The sequence below is a fragment of the Desulfitobacterium metallireducens DSM 15288 genome (assembly GCF_000231405.2).
Classification (GTDB): Bacteria; Bacillota; Desulfitobacteriia; order Desulfitobacteriales; family Desulfitobacteriaceae; genus Desulfitobacterium_A; species Desulfitobacterium_A metallireducens.
In genome coordinates this window covers 1,237,652-1,254,905 of the sequence record NZ_CP007032.1, presented here as the reverse complement: position 1 = coordinate 1,254,905, position 17,254 = coordinate 1,237,652, and the positions used below count along the sequence as shown (strand labels likewise).

Sequence of the window (17,254 nt, the reverse complement as noted above, 5' to 3'; positions counted from 1 at the left end):
AAAGATTCTCTCTAAAATAGCAAGCTCCAAACCAATAAAGTGATCCGGAGCTTGCTAGAAGAGACATATAACAATTTAAATTTAATTCTATACTCCAGGCTTAGGAACCTTAAAAGTAGATACCATTAAGAAAGCAAGAATAGCTAGGCAGATGGCATAAATAGGCCATGGCAGCATGCTATGGAACAAGAGAATTAAGGCCATAAACCCTCCTGCAAACGTGATGGGCACACCTACAAAATAATTACTAATATGAAGAACGTTAAAACGGGCTAAGCGTACTGCTCCACAAAGCGCAAAAATTGCCGCAAGTGCCAATCCCCAGTATCCAAGTTGGTCTTGTAATAACGCTCTATAGGTTAAAATAGCAGGTGCTACCCCAAAGGAAACAAGATCACTTAAAGAATCAAGTTCATAACCGAAATCAGAGCTCACCGACAGTTTACGGGCTACTTTTCCATCCATACTATCCATTAAAGTGGAAAGAATGATTAGTCCTGCAGCCAGCTTAAATTTACCATCCATAGTTAATGCTAAAGCCAGAAAACCAAAAAGAAGGTTAGCTAAAGTAAATAGACTAGGTATTACTCGAATATTAATAGGGTTATTATTCATCAGAAATCACTCTCCCAATAATGGTCTCTCCGCCCCGGACTTTATCCCCCGTACTTACAAGAACCTCTACATCCGGTGGAAGAAAGATTTCTGTACAAGACCCAAACTTGATTAGTCCAAAACGTTCACCCTTTTGTAACGTATCTCCCTCTTTTGCCCAACACACAATTCGTCGAGCCATAAACCCGGTAACCTGCGTGACTAAAATATGCAGATGTTCATTTTTAATTCCGATAAAGCTCTTCTCATTCAACTCTGAGGCATGGCTTTTGAAAGCAGGGAGCATTTTTCCTTCTCGATAAGCACGATAAACAACTTTTCCCTCCATCGGCGACCGGTTAACATGAACATTTAAAAGACTCAGAAAAATACGGATGCGGATGCTCTCACCTTTAAGAACACGTTCTTCAAAAACGCGCTCAACATCCATTACAGCCCCGTCCGCTGGAGAAACTAAAGTCAATGGATCGCTAGAAATCTTTCGTTCCGGATTTCTAAAAAAATATAATACAAATAAGAGCAATATCCCCGATAAAATTGCTAATCCTGGCTTAAGCCAATAAGCTAAAATCGTTAGTAGAGCGAGGACCGCAATATATGACCACCCATCACGCGAAACGGGATACTGTTTCACCTAAAATATGACCTCCCTCTTTATATTTCCTCTAGTTTATCACCTTTCTGAGATTTATAAAAGCTCTTTGATCGGTTATTCAGATTTGATCCACTGTTCGATTCGGGTTAGTATTTGTTCATGGTCATCCCGAATATGAGTCTGCAGCGGTAACGAAGTGAGAAATACTTTGCCATATCTCTTCTCTATTATCCTTGAATCTAAAAGAATAACAAATCCCCGATCTGTTTTTGAACGAATGAGACGTCCAAAACCTTGTTTAAATCGCAAAACTGCTTCAGGAAGTAAAAAATCTTGAAATGAATTTTTTCCTTTTTGCTCTAAATATTCAGACCGAGCAGCAATGAGTGGCATACTTGGAGCCCAGAAAGGAAGTTTTAGCAACAAGACACATGATAAGCCTTCACCCGGGATATCAATTCCCTCCCAAAAGCTATTAGCACCGAGCAAGATTGACTTGGGATTCTCCATAAATTCAGCAAGAATTGAAGCTCTGCTTCTATTCTTGCCTTGAGCTAAGACCTCAATCCCTGCTGGCTCCAAAATAGTTTTTAAAGGAACCTCGATTTGATGTAATAATTGATGAGACGTTAACAAAACTAATGTTCGTCCCTTCATCCGAAGGCCTACATCAGCTATGAACTGAATTACTTCATCTATTTTGAACAATCCTGGAACGCTACTATTTACGAGATCTTTAACAATTAGAAATTGCATTTGCTGATCATAATTAAAAGGAGAATGAACATCCAAAGCAATAGTTTTCTGGGGCAAGCCCACCTCAGCAAGATAGTGAGTAAAAGAGCCAGCAATACTAATCGTTGCAGAGGTTAATATTGCTGAATCCAATTGTTCAAAGAGCTTTTCATGAAGCAGATCACTGACATCGACGGGAGAAGTTTTGAGGTACACTCTCTGTCCATTGGCCTCTATCCAACTTACTCGTGCAGGGTCATCAATTTGAAGAAGAAGTTCAAAGCACTGTTGAAGATCTTCGATAGCTCGGATACGTGTTGAAATTTCATAACCAAGTTCAGTTAATTCATCAATATCCAAACCACTTAGCACTTGCGACATTGAATTGAGAACTTGTCTTAGCCTATTCAACCGTCCTATCATATTTTCAATCTGGGTCGAAAAGTAACTCCACCACGCTTCTTGACGAGATTTGGGTGTCAAACGCTGGGACAGTTGTCCCTGTCCAAGAACTTGTCCAAGCCATACAAAGAGTTCTTCCGCCTGTTCCGAAATTGAAGCGCAGGCCTCAGGTAATTCTGACCACTTCTTCTGAAAATTTTCCCAAACATCCATCGGCATAATCTGGATCCAGAACCCCTGTTTCGATTTTATCCCACCATAAAGGCTTGAACCCACTGAACGAAAAACTTGTTCCAAGATCCTCAGCAACTTTTCACGACTCACTTCTTGTCCCAGTTGTTCTAAAGCGGCTTGATGAAGATGGTGAGCTTCATCGATAACTAACTCGTGATATTCGGGGAGAACATTATGATCTGCTTTGACATCAGCAAGTAACAAAGAATGATTAATAACAACTACATTTGCCTCTTCAGCCTTCCTACGTGCTCTCAGCATGAAACAATTCCCCGATTCCGGACATTTTTGGGGAACACAACTTTCATTCTCGGCACTAATATAAGACCAGACACGGGAAACTCCGTAAACCTGCGCAATTTCCTGCCAATCTCCCGTTTGTGTCTCACTTAACCAAACTAAAATACTGGCTAACACAAAACGTTCCTGATTTGACAATTCTGCAGGATAGGATTGAAAAGTTAGCCACTTTTTCAAGCAGAGATAGTTTCCCTTCCCTTTAAGCAAAGCGCCCCGAAATTTGAAGGGTAAGATATCTGTTAAAACGGGCAAATCTTTTTGATAAAGTTGCTCCTGTAAGGGGATGGTATGGGTTGCTACAACAACTTTTTTACCTGTTTTCCGAGCCCACCACAAAGCGGGAATCAGATAGGCATAGGATTTACCCGTCCCCGTTCCAGCTTCAACAACGAGATGATGTGCTCCTTGTAGGGCCTCTGTGGCAGCCTGAGCCATCTTAATTTGACCGTGACGACTCTCATAGCCCGGAAGCTTCTTTTCTAATAGACCTTTAGGTGCAAAACAGGATTTAATCCAGTCCCCTGAATCAGGTACACCGTCTGAAGACTGTTCTTCGAAAAAAAGGCCCTCTCCCTCCAAAGATACTGCTAAAGCCAAACCATTCCGAATAAACCGGCTCGGAAATTTACGTCCGATTTCTTGTTCCAATGCTTTAAAAAAGCTGTGCTCATTGAGCCCTTCTAATACCGGAAGTGACCGCGTATAAAAACCAAGATCAAATTTCATCCCTTTCTTCCAACATGCTTCAAGTAGCTTCCAACTAGCCCAAGCATCCGTTTGGGCTCGATGAAACGAATCATCGATTTCCAGGTTAAGCTTCTTCACTAGATCGGCGAGTCGATAGTAGTGCATGCTAGGGAAGAAAATTTGGGCAATTATATAAGTATCCCAAACCGTTTGATTTAACGATATTCCAAGCTGACGCTCCAAAAAATCAAGGTCAAAACGAACATTATGTCCTACAAGGGTCGCACCTTGTAAAAATTGAAGAATTTCCTCCCTCTGCTCTTGCAAATTTAAGCCCTGCTGAAGCTCAAGATCAGAAATTCCAGTAAATTTTAAAATTTTATCAGGCACAGTATGAGAGGGTTTAATTAAGAAATGTTGAAGCACAGGATCTTTGCCATCTTCAATACACCAGGCAGCATATTCAATGATTTCATCCTGTTCTATATTTAACCCGGTCGTTACGAGGTCTAAGGCGACAATTTTTCCCGTGTGCATATTCCTTCCCCTTTCCTCTTGTCATTGTACACAGTTTCCCTTTCAGAATCAACGCAAGACTTGTTCCCGTCCTGAAAACTTGCAACTCAAGAGAGAAAATAAATTATTGAAAGAGGAATCCGCAAATTTATCACGAATTAATAGGACGAACTGTGTAAATTTATACTTCTAAGGAAGAAGGTAACTCCTTTGAGTCGAACTCATAAATTTTATCGTTGGTTTGCTCTCTTGCTACTTCTTCTCCTCTTTATTTCTGGATGTGCAAGTAAACCAGGCTTAACTCAAGATGATAATTATTCGATCGTCGTAATCTCGCCCAAAGGTCAAGTACAAAACATTCCAGTTCAACTGAAATGGAATTCGAATAAAGTCGTCGTACAAAATCTTCTTATGGAAACCACCTTTATTCTTAGTGATTTAAGAACATCAGAAAATCCTCCAAATGAATCTGCCCTTGCTAACAGTACGGTATTACTCAAAGCTCAATTTCCCCAAAGTCGCGTTTTTAATCTAAACATCGACGGGCGAGTTCAAGATTTTAATCTGGATTCCATCGAAATAGAAGTAGAAGGCCCTCATCAAGGACGCGTTATTCTTAACGAAACTCAAACTTTACAGGGGATACCTGACTCAAATCTAAAGCCTACTTTTGATGAATTCATGAACATGCTCCGTACTTCAACTTCTGAGGATTTCTAATTTCAAAAGTAAATAATTACAGTTTAGAAACTAAAATTCAGCTGGAACGATTAAACCTCCAGCTGAATTTATTTTTAATCCATTATGCCTTTAAAGGATAGAATTATTAATTTGATAAAGATTCCTTGAGTGGACTAGGATAGTTCGAACAATAACGATTAAACCCGAATACATAGGCGGCCATCTTCTCAGGCCGTAGGTGTTCCCAATTCTTTAGTTCAAGGACCTCTCCAAAACGATTTTTCGCGGTTCCATCGCTGTAAATCCACCCTGCGGGGCCCTGATCTGTTAAGCGCAATTCCCAAGTGGTCTTCTCTTCAGAATTATCCAGCGTAATAATCTGCAGCCCACACCGGGCGTGGTAGATTTCAACCAGTTTTGTCAATAAACTATAAAGTTCATAATCCGAAGTCTGGTTTGCTTCAGGTATGGCAAGATAGTCCTGAATCTCACTCACGATTTGAGTTAACCTCTTTCCTGAAGCATAATGTTGCTGCAAAGGAACACCTAAGGATTGATAACTAAGTTGGCCTGAGTGTAAATTAATCGTGAGTGGTTCCTCCAAGGACCTTAAGTTTATTACTAATGTGTTAGAATCCATAGTCATCGTACCTGAATGGTTTTTGATAAGTTGATTTGCAACTTGATAGGCTAAAATATGTGCCGAGACCTCTTTTTCCTCCTGCTGAATACAGGAATTGCATTCCTTCACAGGATTGTAGATCGGTAATGGAAATCTCATGATGCTGGCCCCCCTATAATCAACTTCCGTCTACTTATATTATAAATGATATTGTTAGAGAAATCCCCTTTATTTTTTTAATTTTCTAATAAATTGCTTTACTCTTTTCGATCTTTTTCGTTTCTTTTCGCTCCTTATTAAGATAGTACATTAAAAGGGAGATTCGCTGACTGCGAATTCTCCCTTAGATTCTAATACTTCTCTTCAATCACTTCGAACATTTGAGGGGTTGCTTGCTTAAAGGCTTTATTTTCTCCTATTGTATTTGCCCAGTTTTCAAAAGAACTTCTGTCTTCCCACTTTGAAAAAACTAAAATATCATCGGTATTGGTTTGTTCGTTGATGGAAGCAAATTTGAATCCCTCAACACCTTCAATTGTATTTAGGCCTACTCGGATATCGGCTAGAAGTCGGTCATGATCTGGGCCATTAAATGTATGAACGACTGAAAGCATTCTTAAACCCCCTTGTTCATCAGTTGTACGTTTCCTTTATTTTATCCCAGCTTTTAATCTTCCATACTCTTTTTTAACCTTTTGAAATCATAAGCATAAGATAGGCAAAGAAGATCTTACCCTATTTTCTGGAATCGTCTTTTAATTCCCCACATGCTATACTAGAATGGTAAGAGACTCACGAGCACGCTAAAAGGAGGATCGTGATGAAGCTGATTTACAATCGAACGGATTTCCCAAGTGGCCGTTCTCATATTCTCATGCGAGATGTTGACTCTCCCAGTCCTGAACTTGTCCATTTTGTTCTCGTACTCAGTAATAAAGGCACAATGTGGGTTGATGTTTTCTGGCCTTATGATGAAGAATCCGAACGATTAACCCGGCGCATTTCTGAGCAACAATATTGGCAAACTTTTCGCGAGTGGCGACTCAATGGGGTTACGCTCGGTAACAGCGAACTAGTGGCTGAAACTTTAGCACGTAGACAACTTTCACTTAAAATCCAGAAAATTGCAGAGTCCTAAGCGCAATAACTAAAATACAATCTACTTAAATAAAAGAGACATAAGCGATTTTGCTTATGTCTTTTTGCGTTGAAATTTTGAGGAATCACATAAATCCTTTTGTAACGCGCGTAAAGCTTGACGTGTGTTTGAATTAAGAAGTTGCCCCAAGTTCAGTGGATCAACATTTCCAAGCTTTAAGGTTTCTGCATTACCTGGGCGACGGTTTTTTGAAGATTTAGTTGCTTTATCTGAATAAGGTCTCCTCGTGTTCAACTTGTCCTTCAGCGGGTTCCCCGATGATTTAATTTCACTTTGAGCGTGATGCTCCGGTCTTACTTGTTCGACTTTCTCAATCGTAGGAGGAAAATGACGCTCGACCCACTCCCTGACGATCTCTGGCTCTTTTGTAACGACGAAGGCTTCCTGAATTGAGCCATTACTCTTCAAAAGTAATTTACATCCCGTCTGAGTCGGATATTTATAGACGATACACCGTTCAGGTGAACGACTTACCTCGATTACCCCAGGAATAATATCCGTGACTTCAGGACATTGCCCTAGCTCCTCCAACCAATTAAGCGCATCTTGGATGATTCCATGTTCCCTTTTTACTTTGTTTCTGCGATATTTCATCTTAGCCACCCTCAATGTTTATATGTTAAAAATAGAGATGCTTAGCCTCAATTCCGATGCTCTCGATTTTCAATAACCCCATGGAATATTTAAGTTCTCGGCGCTTATCTGTCGCCGAGCCTGGGTTAAATAGCAAGATTCCTTCTTGCCACTGCAAATATGGAGTATGACTATGTCCAAAGACAATTATATCAACTTCACTCTTATCAAACGCTCTAAAAGCGCGTTCTGGCGTTGTTTTTCCTGGGCCAAATGCACCGTGAGTCAAACCTATCCTTTTCCCCTCACAAATCAGAATTCTTTGTTCAGGTAGCTTAGCCAACTCACAGCCATCGCAATTCCCGCGCACAGCCTCAACGGGGGCAAGACTTGAAAGATCCATTAGTACTTCTGAATTTAGTATATCACCCGCGTGAATTATAAGATCGACTTTAGATAATTCCTCCCATACTCGCGTAGGAAGAGTCTGTCCTGTCCTAAGATGAGTGTCCGAGAGCACTCCAATAATCACCTTAATTCCCCCTTATGGCGTTTTAATTGGAAGCCGATTCCGACCAGAAATAACAACGATAGAATTCCACTAACGATAAATGTAACTCCCGCTCCCCAGATATGAGCTAGAGTCCCTGCATATAAACTTCCAAAAGGGGTCATTCCTCCGAAGACAAGAGAATAAACACTCATCACCCTACCTCGAAATTCATCCGCGACGGTTAATTGGATCATCGAATTGACTGAGGCCGAGAACGTAATCATCGACCAGCCCATGAAAACCAGCATGATCACTGCCGCCCCATAGTTGGACTGAAGTCCGAGTAAAATGGAAGAAACGGCTAATCCAGTTGCCCCTGTATATAGAGTTCCCCACCTTGGCTTACTCCCGCTTCTAACTGCAACTGTTAACGCGCCAACAAGTGCTCCAAATCCCATTGCACTCATTAACAACCCATACCCTAACGCCTGCTGATTTAGCTTCATTTTAGCTAAAATAGGAACGAGTACATTTGTATTCATCGCTATTGCGCTCATAAAGCCCAAAAGCGCAATACATAGCAAAATCGTAGGCGTCTTATGGATATAAGACAACCCTTCTTTAATTTCCGGCCAAACTTTCCCCTGTTTGGAAACAGATTTAGTTTTCTGGGGAATGGAGGGAAGAAATCTCAAAATGCCAATAACTCCAATGAAACTTATCCCATTAATAATAAAACACCACATTGGCCCCCAAGCCCCCATGATGATTCCTGCAATGGCTGGACCAACTATCCTGCCACCGTTAAAAATAGCCGAATTCAAAGCAATGGCATTCGTTAGATCTTCTCTACCCGCAAGTTCAATGACAAAGGATTGACGAGCTGGGACATCTACCGTATTCGCTACCCCTAGGATCAAAGCTAAAATGAGTAACATCCAGTACCGAATCAGCCCTGTACCTACCAATAGCGCTAAGGCAAAAGCCAAAATCATTAAGATGGTTTGCGTCAAGATAATGATGTGACGTTTCGAGATTCGATCTATCCAAGCCCCTGCATGTAAGGACAATAAAAGCATGGGGAGAAATTGCATCGCTGATACCAATCCGAGCAAAAAGGGTGAATTGGTCAATTCAAGAACCAACCAGGCTTGCCCAATATTTTGAGTCCACGTTCCGATCACCGATATAATTTGTCCGCACCAAAACCACCGAAACGGTGCATGGGCCAGTGCCGGAAAGGCCTTAAAAAATTGGCTTTTAAGAGTTAAATCATTCATATACTTTCCTTACTTCTACTCTATTCGAGAAAAAGGTTGCGCCATTTCCCATATCTGCCAGACGGCTAGGCGTTAAGGCATTGATTCCAATGCCTTTTTCGTAATCCCGTGGCCACCATACTCCGAGGGTAACAACAACACCACGTAAAACACTTTTACGAACAACTGCCTTGAGTTGACAACTTCCGCGATCGTTATATACCTCAACCTCGTCTCCTTCATGAATACCACGAACAAGCGCATCTTCAGGGTGAATCTCCAGTTCTGGGCCTCTCCAGCGACTTTGAACACTCTCGATTTGGGCGAAGGTCGAATTAAGAATAAGATGGTGAGGCGGAGAAATTAACATTAAAGGATGTTCGAGGTCTTCTGTTTCTAGGCCTTCCACAAGGGGAATATAGGTAGGAACCGGCGACAGTCCCAACACCTGAGCGCGTTCAGAATATAACTCAATCTTACCACTCGGTGTACCTGGCTTATGGTCGATAAAAGGAAGTTCTTCCATTTCAAGCGGAATATACCGTTCAGCTTTTAAACGTTCTAAATCGATGCCTTGCTTCTGCAAAGCTGATGTCATTAAGGCACTGCGGGCGATATCCTCTGTCGTCTCCTGAAAACACGCCTCCTGAAATCCCATTCGTTGAGCCAGTTCTTGAAATACTTCAATATTGGGTTTACTTTCCCCTTGACGAGGAATAATTGGATCAGCCCATTGTAAAATACCATGCCAATAACTTACATAAAGATCTGCATGCTCAACATGAGTTGTTGCAGGTAAAACGAGATCCGCCCAACGGGCAGTATCCGTCCATACTTGCTCATGAACCACCGTAAAGAGGTCTTCCCGTGCTAGTCCCTCCAAAACTAATTTTTGTTCAGGGGCTACTGCAGCCGGATTACTATTATAAACATAAAGAGCATAAATTGAAGGCTTCAGGTTCGTCAAAGCCCTTCCTAATTGGTTCATGTTCACGACTCGAGGAGAGGATTTTAAGAGATCAGGACGTTCAACCGCATCCTTGTTCAAGGGAAAATAACCCGAATTAAATTTAAGCAGACCGCCTCCCTGATCCTTCCAGGCTCCTGTAAGAGCAGGCAAACAAGCAATCGCCCAAGTCGACATTCCCCCGTTCTCATGATGCTGAAAGCCATTGCCGATTCGAATAAAACTGGGATGCGCCTCACCATATTCATGCGCTAACTTAACAACCTCCACCTCGGTTAAACCCGTAATTTTCGCCACACGCTCAGGTGGATAATTCTTAATTTCCTCATTGAATTCCTTAAAGCCTTGGATATACTTCTCGATCCATGCTAAATCGTGTACCCCATCGCGCACGATTACGTGGGCTAACCCCAGTGCCAAGGCCCCATCTGATCCAGGAAGGATTTGATAGAACTCGTCCGCCCATTTGGCTGTTTTATTTAGGTGAATATCGATAACTACGATCTTCGCTCCGTTTTGACGGGCTCGATTCGCCAGCATGGCTTGGTGCAAATTTGTTTCCAGGACATTGATCCCCCAAAAAAGCAGAAAGCGTGCTTTTACCGTTTCAAGCGGGTTAACTCCTCGAGACGCACCATAGGCCATTTGGTACCCGGCGCTACCTGCCGCTGAGCAAATCGTTCTTTCAAGCTGAGTTGAAGCCAGCCGATTAAAAAATCGACGGTCCATGCTGGCTTTATTAATGATTCCTTCTGTCCCAGCATATGAATAGGGCAAAATGCACTCTGCTCCGTGTTTATCAATCAAGGTTTGCCATCTCTGCGTAATCTCATTCATAGCCTCTTCCCACGAGATTCGCTCAAATTGTCCACTTCCTTTGGGTCCACTTCTCCTCATCGGAAAAAGAACACGATCAGATCCATAAATCCGTTCTACATAATATTTTGCCTTTTCACAAATCACCCCTTGCGTCACAGGGTGTAAAGGATCTCCCATAATTCTTTGAATTCGACCTTGACTGAGTTCTATTTTCCAAGCACAAGTATCTGGACAATCATGAGGGCAAACGGAATACTTGAACTCCACGGGATCCACCCTTTCTTTGAAAAAATGCACCGCATCCACGCAGTGCATTTAAACCTCTAATCTCTCAAAATTATAACATAATTTATAACATAGACGAAAATAATATACCTTAGTGACAAAGTAGAACCATAAAAGAAAACTCGGCTTCCGCCGAGTTTCAGAGAATGAACGTTACACTTCTACTGAAGATAACTACCATAAATTGCTCTTTGTGTTTTGATTGCCTTTCTTACTTCATTGGCAACTCGCCACGTTTCCTGATACTGCGGAGTCAACAAGCTCAGTCTCCCATTTGTCTTATCAATCAGAATGTCAACAGAAGGTTTCCTGTCCTGAGCCTTTTCACCAGGGTGTAGAATGTCAATTCCCACTTTATTTTCATCATATTCAGGTGGAACTAAGTAATTGAGCACCTCTTCTGTGGCTTCAATAAGTTCGGTAACTTGGTCTTGAGGATATCCTTCACGAAGCAGGATATCTTTAACTTGACTCAGAGGGTGATCAAGAGTGAGTAGCATCTGGGCCCGTTGCACAAGATTATAATCAATATCCACGAGACGCCACCTCTTTTTTTAATTGTTTTACATCTTCATTTTCCCCCTTCCGATGAAAACGAATACAAGCTAGTTCTTGTCGAAGTTGGAGAACTTGTCCATCCATTCAAATAATTAAGCAGGAGGTTTTTTATGGCAAAATTTTTATCATTTCCCTTTCTTATTGCAGCTGTATCGGGAATAGCGATGGCCATTCAAGGTTCCTTAAATTCCGTGCTTCAGCAAAAAACGCATCTCTTAGCCGCAACTTTTGCAGTTCATCTCATCGGTGTTATCGTGGCCTTCATCACTGTTCTCGTCTTTCGCGTACCTATCATTCAATATAACTGGGTTTCAATCCCATGGTATCTTTATCTTGGCGGAGTTCTCAGTGTTCTAATTATTGGCTTAGTGGCTTTCAGTATTCCTAAAATCGGCGTGTGTAATGCGACCACAGCTATAATTATTGGACAAGTTGGTGCGGCCATCATCATCGACCATTTTGGTTGGCTCGGAGTTGAACGCTTACCCTGGAATCCTTGGCAAATTCTAGGCTTAATTCTCTTTGCTGCCGGTGCAAAATTGCTCTTTGACTAAATCTACATCTCATCATGTTTTTGTTCGAGTATCAATCACGGCCATATTGGTTATGATTGAATAAACTTCCTCACTCACCGTAAATTTAAGTATTTGCCCATTCGCGGCAAGAATTACTGTATTTTTAAGGTCAGCCTTGGTATCTCTGCTAATCAAATTGGTCAGAAAAGTATAGGTTTCATTCGTTACTGAAAGCTGGTTGAATTCTCCATCAGACACAAAGATAACCCAATAACCCGTCGAAACCTCGTTCTTATTCCCATATAGTCCTGTGAGCACATTAGAAGAATATCCTGAATTAAGTATGCTTGAGGTATCCTGGGTAAGATTGCTCGAATCTAGCTCTAAGCCGTAACTATTCAAATCACTTGTCAAATTACCCGTATCTGTGGTAACTGCTTTGGTTGGATCGGTTATACGAGAATAAACATCTTTAAAAAAATTAGGAAAGATAAATAATCCCACAACACCTATGATCAATACCCAAAATGCCAAAGCCTGCATGTCCTGCCACATATCGTTACGCGGGGGACGTCCCCAGGAATTCGGCATAATCATCCCTCCCCATCAATTTAGAGTGTCCTCTTAATAATATACGAATAAACCTCCGCCGTTATGATATGGGGGAGGCTAAAACTTGCATCCGTTCACTTCACCCACTAGAATGATAGAGAGGTGTGTGGAGATAATGGAGATTTTACGCCAAAAATTAAGTTTATTACCTGAGAAACCTGGAGTCTATTTGATGAAAGACGCAACCGAACAAATCATTTATGTCGGTAAAGCTAAAATTCTTCGAAATCGAGTTCGTTCCTACTTTACAGGTTCTCATAATGGCAAAACTCAACTCATGATCAGCCAAATCGCTGATTTTGAAACAATTCTCACGGAATCTGAAGTTGAAGCCCTTGTCCTTGAATGTAATCTTATCAAAAAATATAATCCGAAATATAATATTCTCTTAAGAGATGATAAATCTTACCCCTTTATCGCTATAACCGAAGAGTTACACCCTCGAATTATGGTGACACGAAAAGTAAAAAAAGGATCCGGGAAATACTTTGGGCCGTACCCCAATGCAACTGCAGCTAAAGAAGCTTCTCGTCTGCTAAACCGACTATTTCCCTTCCGCAAATGTCGTCATGTTCCGTCCAAGCCTTGTCTTTATTATCATCTTCATCAATGTCTTGGTCCGTGTATTGAAGACATTCAATCTAGTGCTTATGAACAAATGCGTAAAGAAGTAACCTCTTTTTTAAAAGGAGATCAGCATAAAATAATTACTCAACTCGAACAGAAGATGCAGGATGCTGCAGAGGCCTTAGAATTTGAAAGGGCTAAAGAATATCGCGATTTAATCGCCGATTTGCGAAAAGTCGGTGAAAAACAAAATATTACCCTCAACGATTTTGTGGATCGGGATGTCTTAGGTTATTCTGTCACTAAAGATCAAATCTGTATTCAAGTCTTCTACCTCCGTCAAGGCAAGTTGTTATCCCGAGACAACTTTATTTTTCCTTTCTTTGAAAACCCAGAAGAAGCTTTCATTTCCTTCGTAGCTCAATTTTACACAGACAAGATCACCCTTCCTCAGGAAATCCTTGTTCCGCCAATTGATATTACGCTCTTATCTCGGCTCTTTCCGATCCTAGCTCCCCAAAAAGGACAGAAACGCGACTTAGTGCATATGGCGATGGAAAATGCTAAAAAAACGTTGCATGACCAAATTACACTTGAGGTGCGACATATCGAAGAGAACCTGCAAGCTTTAGATGATTTGGGGAAATCGTTAAATCTTTCTGCTCCCCGTATCATTGAATCCTTCGATATTTCAAATACTGCGGGTACAAACACCGTTGCTGGCATGGTTCAGTTTTTGGACGGTAAGCCCAATCGCCATAACTACCGTAAGTTTAAAATTTATCCGATGGCCAATATGGACGATACCGCAGCAATGCGCCAAGTTATAACCCGCCGCTATAACCGCCTTAAACAAGAAAACTCACACCTCCCGGACCTGATACTACTCGATGGAGGTAAAGGACAAATTAGTGCTGCTCTTGATGCTCTCCATTCCCTCCAGTTAAATATCCCCATTGCGGGTATGGTAAAAAATGATCATCACCAAACAGCAGGTTTGCTCAATGAAAAAGGACTTCCTGTTATAGTTGAAAAGAATTCGCCTACCTTTCATTTATTAGAGCGCATCCAAAATGAAGTTCACCGTTTCGCGATTACCTTCCATCGCCAACAGCGCGCCAAAAATATGATCCTATCCGAATTAGATGGAATCCCTGGAGTAGGTCCCAAACGTCGTCAAACCCTTCTCCGCTACTTTAAATCAACGGCTAAGGTTCGTACAGCCAGTTTAGAAGAGCTCCAGAAAGCAGGCTTACCCGCTCAGATTGCCGAAATCATCTATCAGCACTTTCAGGAGGAAAAGAAACGTGATTCTTAATTATCGTGTGGAACTGTGCCGTGAGTGCTATTTTAAGCGAACCCAGCAGTGCACTAAAACCGACTTTTATATTCATAATTTAACATCTGCCGAGCCCGGTGGGGAGTGCTCTGGCTATAAACCAGTTCCCTGGCTTCCCAGTCAGCTTTGAGAAAGGCATAAAAAGAGAGTAGCAAAATTGCTACTCTCTTTTTATGCCCTCTGTACTAGTTTGTGACTCTTCTTGCTCCCATATAACGGGAAGCATAGTAACTCTCCGATAAACTTGTGGTTCTAACTCCACTGTTTGAGGCATGAACGAAACTTCCTCCACCGACATAGATTCCAACATGGGAAGCTCCCTGATCATAAGTCGAGAAAAACACCAAGTCTCCAGGTTGTAATTGATTGCGAGAAACTGCAGACCCTACTCCAAATTGAGCGTAAGAAGTACGTGGCAAACTTATTCCTGACCCTTTAAACACATATTGGGTATAACCAGAACAATCAAAACCGCTCCGGCTTGTTCCTCCAAATACATAAGAGGTACCAATAAGGCTCATTGCGTTACTTACCAATTTGGAAGAATCAGTACTGCTACTCCGAGATACTTGTGTTTGTTGTTTAGTTGCACTTGCAACTTGCTTTGGCTTACTTGCAGTTTCTTTCTTCGTTTCAGTCTTTGCAACTTCTGCCTTCCTGTCTTCAGCTACGGCAACTTGGACTTTTGGAGTAGGCTCAGCCTGTTTAGTCTGAGTTTTTCCCGCTGAAGCAATTATTTTGTTGCGTGTTGCTGAAGCTGAATATCCAGACACAGAGTTTGATGATAATACTATTGTCTTCAAACTAGTCGTAGGTTCAGCAGCCTGGGCAGGGTAATGTGCACCCATTAAACTACTGAATAGCAGTACGCTGGACAAAGTCATACTGCCCACCCACACTTTACGTGAGGATGAAATCATTAAACGGAATCCACCTTTCTTTGCTTACGAGGTTAGTTGACGGATTCGGGCATCAAGGTGTAAAGCCCTACGCAATCACTTGCGATTCACCCCATAGGAAATCCCCCGCTCTGTAGTCTCAGCTCACAAGTGATCTAACCCTACAGAATTCAGCAGAACTGATTATTTTATTATTATTCGATAAAGAGCCTTAAATTCCTCCATCTAATTTATGGTAATTTAAAGTTAAAAACCAAAAACACCTCTCATAAGAGAGGTGTGCCTTTGGGCTTTAGGACATCAGTGAAAAAATATTACGGCTTAGGTCAAGTAGGTTTTCCCGCTAAGATCCCCAGGTTTCCCTTGAGGCGGTTTCCCTTTTCTCTTAACCTGAGGTGTTACCAGCACTCAGAACTTGATCGCCACTGAGACCGCACTTCAATCCTCACTGATTATCGTTCTAGAAGTTTTCCTTGACACTCCTTAACAATCTAGCCTCTTTTGCAGAAAAGAATTTCCGGCAGACTGAACTATATCGGCCAACATAGTCCAAGTCCCTCTCACCTTCCCAACTTTTCCACCTCAAGGCAGGCTACGCTGCACTAAGTTCCTTCCTAATGCAGGTTCATACCCCAAGCCGTAACCCCTAAAGGAACCACGTACTTAGGCCTCCACGGTTAAGGGTAGCGCCCGCATGCCATTGCGGATCCCCCTGAACCTTAACTCCCAGCAGCAACCCTCGACTGGGCGTCGTAAGCCACCACCAGGAACTTCATCGGTATGCCCTCGGCGGATTCTTAGGCCCGCCTTCGATTGCCATTTCGTGCACTAGAATAACGCACCATTGCCCAAAGGAATAATAAATACTATATCTATTTTACATGGTTATATGAAACTTTAAAACTGGCCTCTATCTATTCATACTCAAGAGAATCTCTAAAAATGAATGCAATCATGACGATACGTTTAGAAATATTAACCTAAGATTAAATATCTGCTAATCTCTAATATTCCCCAAATTTGCGGATATACCCTAAAAGATTAATATAAACACCATATAAGCAAAATAAATAAAGAGCTTAAAAAGCTCTTTATTTAATGAATTAACTCCCGCAACTGCTGCAACCCGAATCACAGCCACCACCAGGATTATTCGTTTTGATTTCGAACCCACCACCATACTGAGACTCTACATAATCGATAACTGCACCTTCAAGATATTCTGTCAGTTTATCCTCAGTAAGGATCGTGACTCCAAAACCTTCATCTACAATATCATTTTCATTCTTTGACTCATCCAGAGTCATGCCGAAATTCGGCCCTCCTCAGCCAAAGCCAGCGACATAGAGACGCAAGTAGGAATTATCTTTATTCTGACTTGCAATAACCTCTTTCACCTTCTGGGCTGCGATTTCTGTAATACCAACCATAACTCAATCGCGCTCCTTTTTTAGAATCATTTTAATTAGTTTGGATATGAACTTATGATACATGGAATTTTGCACAATGTCAAACTGATTCTTTAGTATAAGATGACATTTTAAACAAGTTTAGCGTCATTACCTGGTTTTAGATCCTTCCACAAGCGTTTAATTTCCATTTCAACATTGGCCGGTAAATCTTGGGCATTTTCTTGAAGTCGATTCATTTGAAATTTTACTTGTTCGACGAAATTCGAATTTTCCGGCCAAATAATATACGCTTGAGTTTGAGAAGTAAATGTATTTTTTATAAGTAAGATAAAAACAACAACAACCAATAAACGCCATAAGGTTTTAAACAATGGATTATCCGACCTTTCTCTTCAAGATAATCCTAGTAT

General features: G+C 41.5%; 18 protein-coding genes and 1 riboswitch. Of the genes, 4 read left to right on the top strand and 14 right to left on the bottom strand.

The features are described from left to right. Positions 1 to 87: 87 nt before the first annotated feature. The 3 genes from pssA to DESME_RS06085 all read right to left on the bottom strand — a co-directional run bounded on the left by pssA (position 88) and on the right by DESME_RS06085 (position 4,105). Positions 88 to 615: a CDP-diacylglycerol--serine O-phosphatidyltransferase gene (gene pssA / locus DESME_RS06095; RefSeq protein ID WP_006715603.1), complete on the bottom strand. Its 528-nt coding sequence runs from the start codon at positions 613 to 615 to the stop codon at positions 88 to 90. After that, complete coding sequence (locus DESME_RS06090; protein ID WP_006715604.1) at positions 608 to 1,249, bottom strand: phosphatidylserine decarboxylase family protein; 642 nt, start codon at positions 1,247 to 1,249, stop codon at positions 608 to 610. The genes pssA and DESME_RS06090 overlap by 8 nt, the downstream gene beginning before the upstream one ends. A 75-nt stretch (positions 1,250 to 1,324) precedes the next feature. Beyond that, positions 1,325 to 4,105 carry a helicase C-terminal domain-containing protein gene (locus tag DESME_RS06085; RefSeq protein WP_006715605.1) on the bottom strand — a complete coding sequence of 927 codons (2,781 nt, stop codon included), beginning with the start codon at positions 4,103 to 4,105 and terminating at the stop codon, positions 1,325 to 1,327. 189 nt (positions 4,106 to 4,294) lie between these two features. Between DESME_RS06085 and DESME_RS06080 the strand changes: the two genes are divergently transcribed. Beyond that, entirely contained in the window at positions 4,295 to 4,804 is a 510-nt protein-coding gene (locus DESME_RS06080; RefSeq protein ID WP_006715606.1) for a hypothetical protein, read from the top strand. A 106-nt stretch (positions 4,805 to 4,910) separates the two neighbouring features. Here the strand turns inward: DESME_RS06080 and DESME_RS06075 are convergent, their stop codons facing one another. After that, the gene (locus tag DESME_RS06075; RefSeq protein ID WP_006715607.1) at positions 4,911 to 5,546 is read right to left on the bottom strand and encodes a hypothetical protein; all 636 of its coding nucleotides are present in this window, start codon (positions 5,544 to 5,546) and stop codon (positions 4,911 to 4,913) included. Positions 5,547 to 5,737: 191 nt separating this feature from the next. Further along, positions 5,738 to 6,001, bottom strand: coding sequence for an antibiotic biosynthesis monooxygenase (locus DESME_RS06070; protein ID WP_006715608.1), 264 nt, complete (start codon positions 5,999 to 6,001; stop codon positions 5,738 to 5,740). A gap of 206 nt (positions 6,002 to 6,207) precedes the next feature. Between DESME_RS06070 and DESME_RS06065 the strand changes: the two genes are divergently transcribed. Continuing rightward, complete coding sequence (locus DESME_RS06065) at positions 6,208 to 6,525, top strand: hypothetical protein (RefSeq protein WP_006715609.1); 318 nt, start codon at positions 6,208 to 6,210, stop codon at positions 6,523 to 6,525. A gap of 54 nt (positions 6,526 to 6,579) precedes the next feature. Here the strand turns inward: DESME_RS06065 and DESME_RS15350 are convergent, their stop codons facing one another. From DESME_RS15350 to DESME_RS06040, 5 genes are all read right to left on the bottom strand, one after another. Next, positions 6,580 to 7,140 (bottom strand): DUF2103 domain-containing protein, encoded by a 561-nt coding sequence (locus DESME_RS15350; protein WP_006715610.1) that lies wholly within the window; start codon positions 7,138 to 7,140, stop codon positions 6,580 to 6,582. A 25-nt stretch (positions 7,141 to 7,165) separates the two neighbouring features. After that, positions 7,166 to 7,651, bottom strand: a complete 486-nt coding sequence (locus DESME_RS06055; protein ID WP_006715611.1) for a metallophosphoesterase family protein — start codon at positions 7,649 to 7,651, stop codon at positions 7,166 to 7,168. Then, on the bottom strand, positions 7,648 to 8,892 hold the full coding sequence (locus tag DESME_RS06050) for an MFS transporter (RefSeq protein WP_006715612.1): 1,245 nt from the start codon (positions 8,890 to 8,892) through the stop codon (positions 7,648 to 7,650). The genes DESME_RS06055 and DESME_RS06050 overlap by 4 nt, the downstream gene beginning before the upstream one ends. Then, on the bottom strand, positions 8,885 to 10,924 hold the full coding sequence (locus DESME_RS06045) for a molybdopterin-containing oxidoreductase family protein (protein WP_202962889.1): 2,040 nt from the start codon (positions 10,922 to 10,924) through the stop codon (positions 8,885 to 8,887). The genes DESME_RS06050 and DESME_RS06045 overlap by 8 nt, the downstream gene beginning before the upstream one ends. A 179-nt stretch (positions 10,925 to 11,103) precedes the next feature. Next, complete coding sequence (locus tag DESME_RS06040) at positions 11,104 to 11,478, bottom strand: hypothetical protein (protein WP_006715614.1); 375 nt, start codon at positions 11,476 to 11,478, stop codon at positions 11,104 to 11,106. Between the two features lie 132 nt (positions 11,479 to 11,610). Here DESME_RS06040 and DESME_RS06035 point away from each other — a divergent pair, with 132 nt between their 5' ends. Continuing rightward, a complete protein-coding gene (locus DESME_RS06035) occupies positions 11,611 to 12,054 on the top strand; it encodes a DMT family transporter (protein ID WP_006715615.1) in 444 nt (147 codons plus the stop codon). A 12-nt stretch (positions 12,055 to 12,066) separates the two neighbouring features. On the opposite strand, the gene DESME_RS06030 is transcribed toward DESME_RS06035, so the two are convergent. Beyond that, on the bottom strand, positions 12,067 to 12,606 hold the full coding sequence (locus tag DESME_RS06030; protein WP_006715616.1) for a hypothetical protein: 540 nt from the start codon (positions 12,604 to 12,606) through the stop codon (positions 12,067 to 12,069). A gap of 85 nt (positions 12,607 to 12,691) precedes the next feature. Here DESME_RS06030 and uvrC point away from each other — a divergent pair, with 85 nt between their 5' ends. Then, entirely contained in the window at positions 12,692 to 14,512 is a 1,821-nt protein-coding gene (gene uvrC / locus DESME_RS06025; RefSeq protein WP_174377953.1) for an excinuclease ABC subunit UvrC, read from the top strand. Between the two features lie 206 nt (positions 14,513 to 14,718). On the opposite strand, the gene DESME_RS06020 is transcribed toward uvrC, so the two are convergent. The 3 genes from DESME_RS06020 to DESME_RS06010 all read right to left on the bottom strand — a co-directional run bounded on the left by DESME_RS06020 (position 14,719) and on the right by DESME_RS06010 (position 17,215). Continuing rightward, entirely contained in the window at positions 14,719 to 15,453 is a 735-nt protein-coding gene (locus DESME_RS06020; protein WP_006715618.1) for a C40 family peptidase, read from the bottom strand. 6 nt (positions 15,454 to 15,459) lie between these two features. After that, positions 15,460 to 15,587, bottom strand: a riboswitch (cyclic di-AMP (ydaO/yuaA leader). 948 nt (positions 15,588 to 16,535) lie between these two features. Next, positions 16,536 to 16,862: a HesB/IscA family protein gene (locus DESME_RS15880; protein ID WP_156922761.1), complete on the bottom strand. Its 327-nt coding sequence runs from the start codon at positions 16,860 to 16,862 to the stop codon at positions 16,536 to 16,538. A 110-nt stretch (positions 16,863 to 16,972) separates the two neighbouring features. Next, the gene (locus DESME_RS06010; RefSeq protein WP_006715621.1) at positions 16,973 to 17,215 is read right to left on the bottom strand and encodes a hypothetical protein; all 243 of its coding nucleotides are present in this window, start codon (positions 17,213 to 17,215) and stop codon (positions 16,973 to 16,975) included. Positions 17,216 to 17,254: the final 39 nt, after the last annotated feature.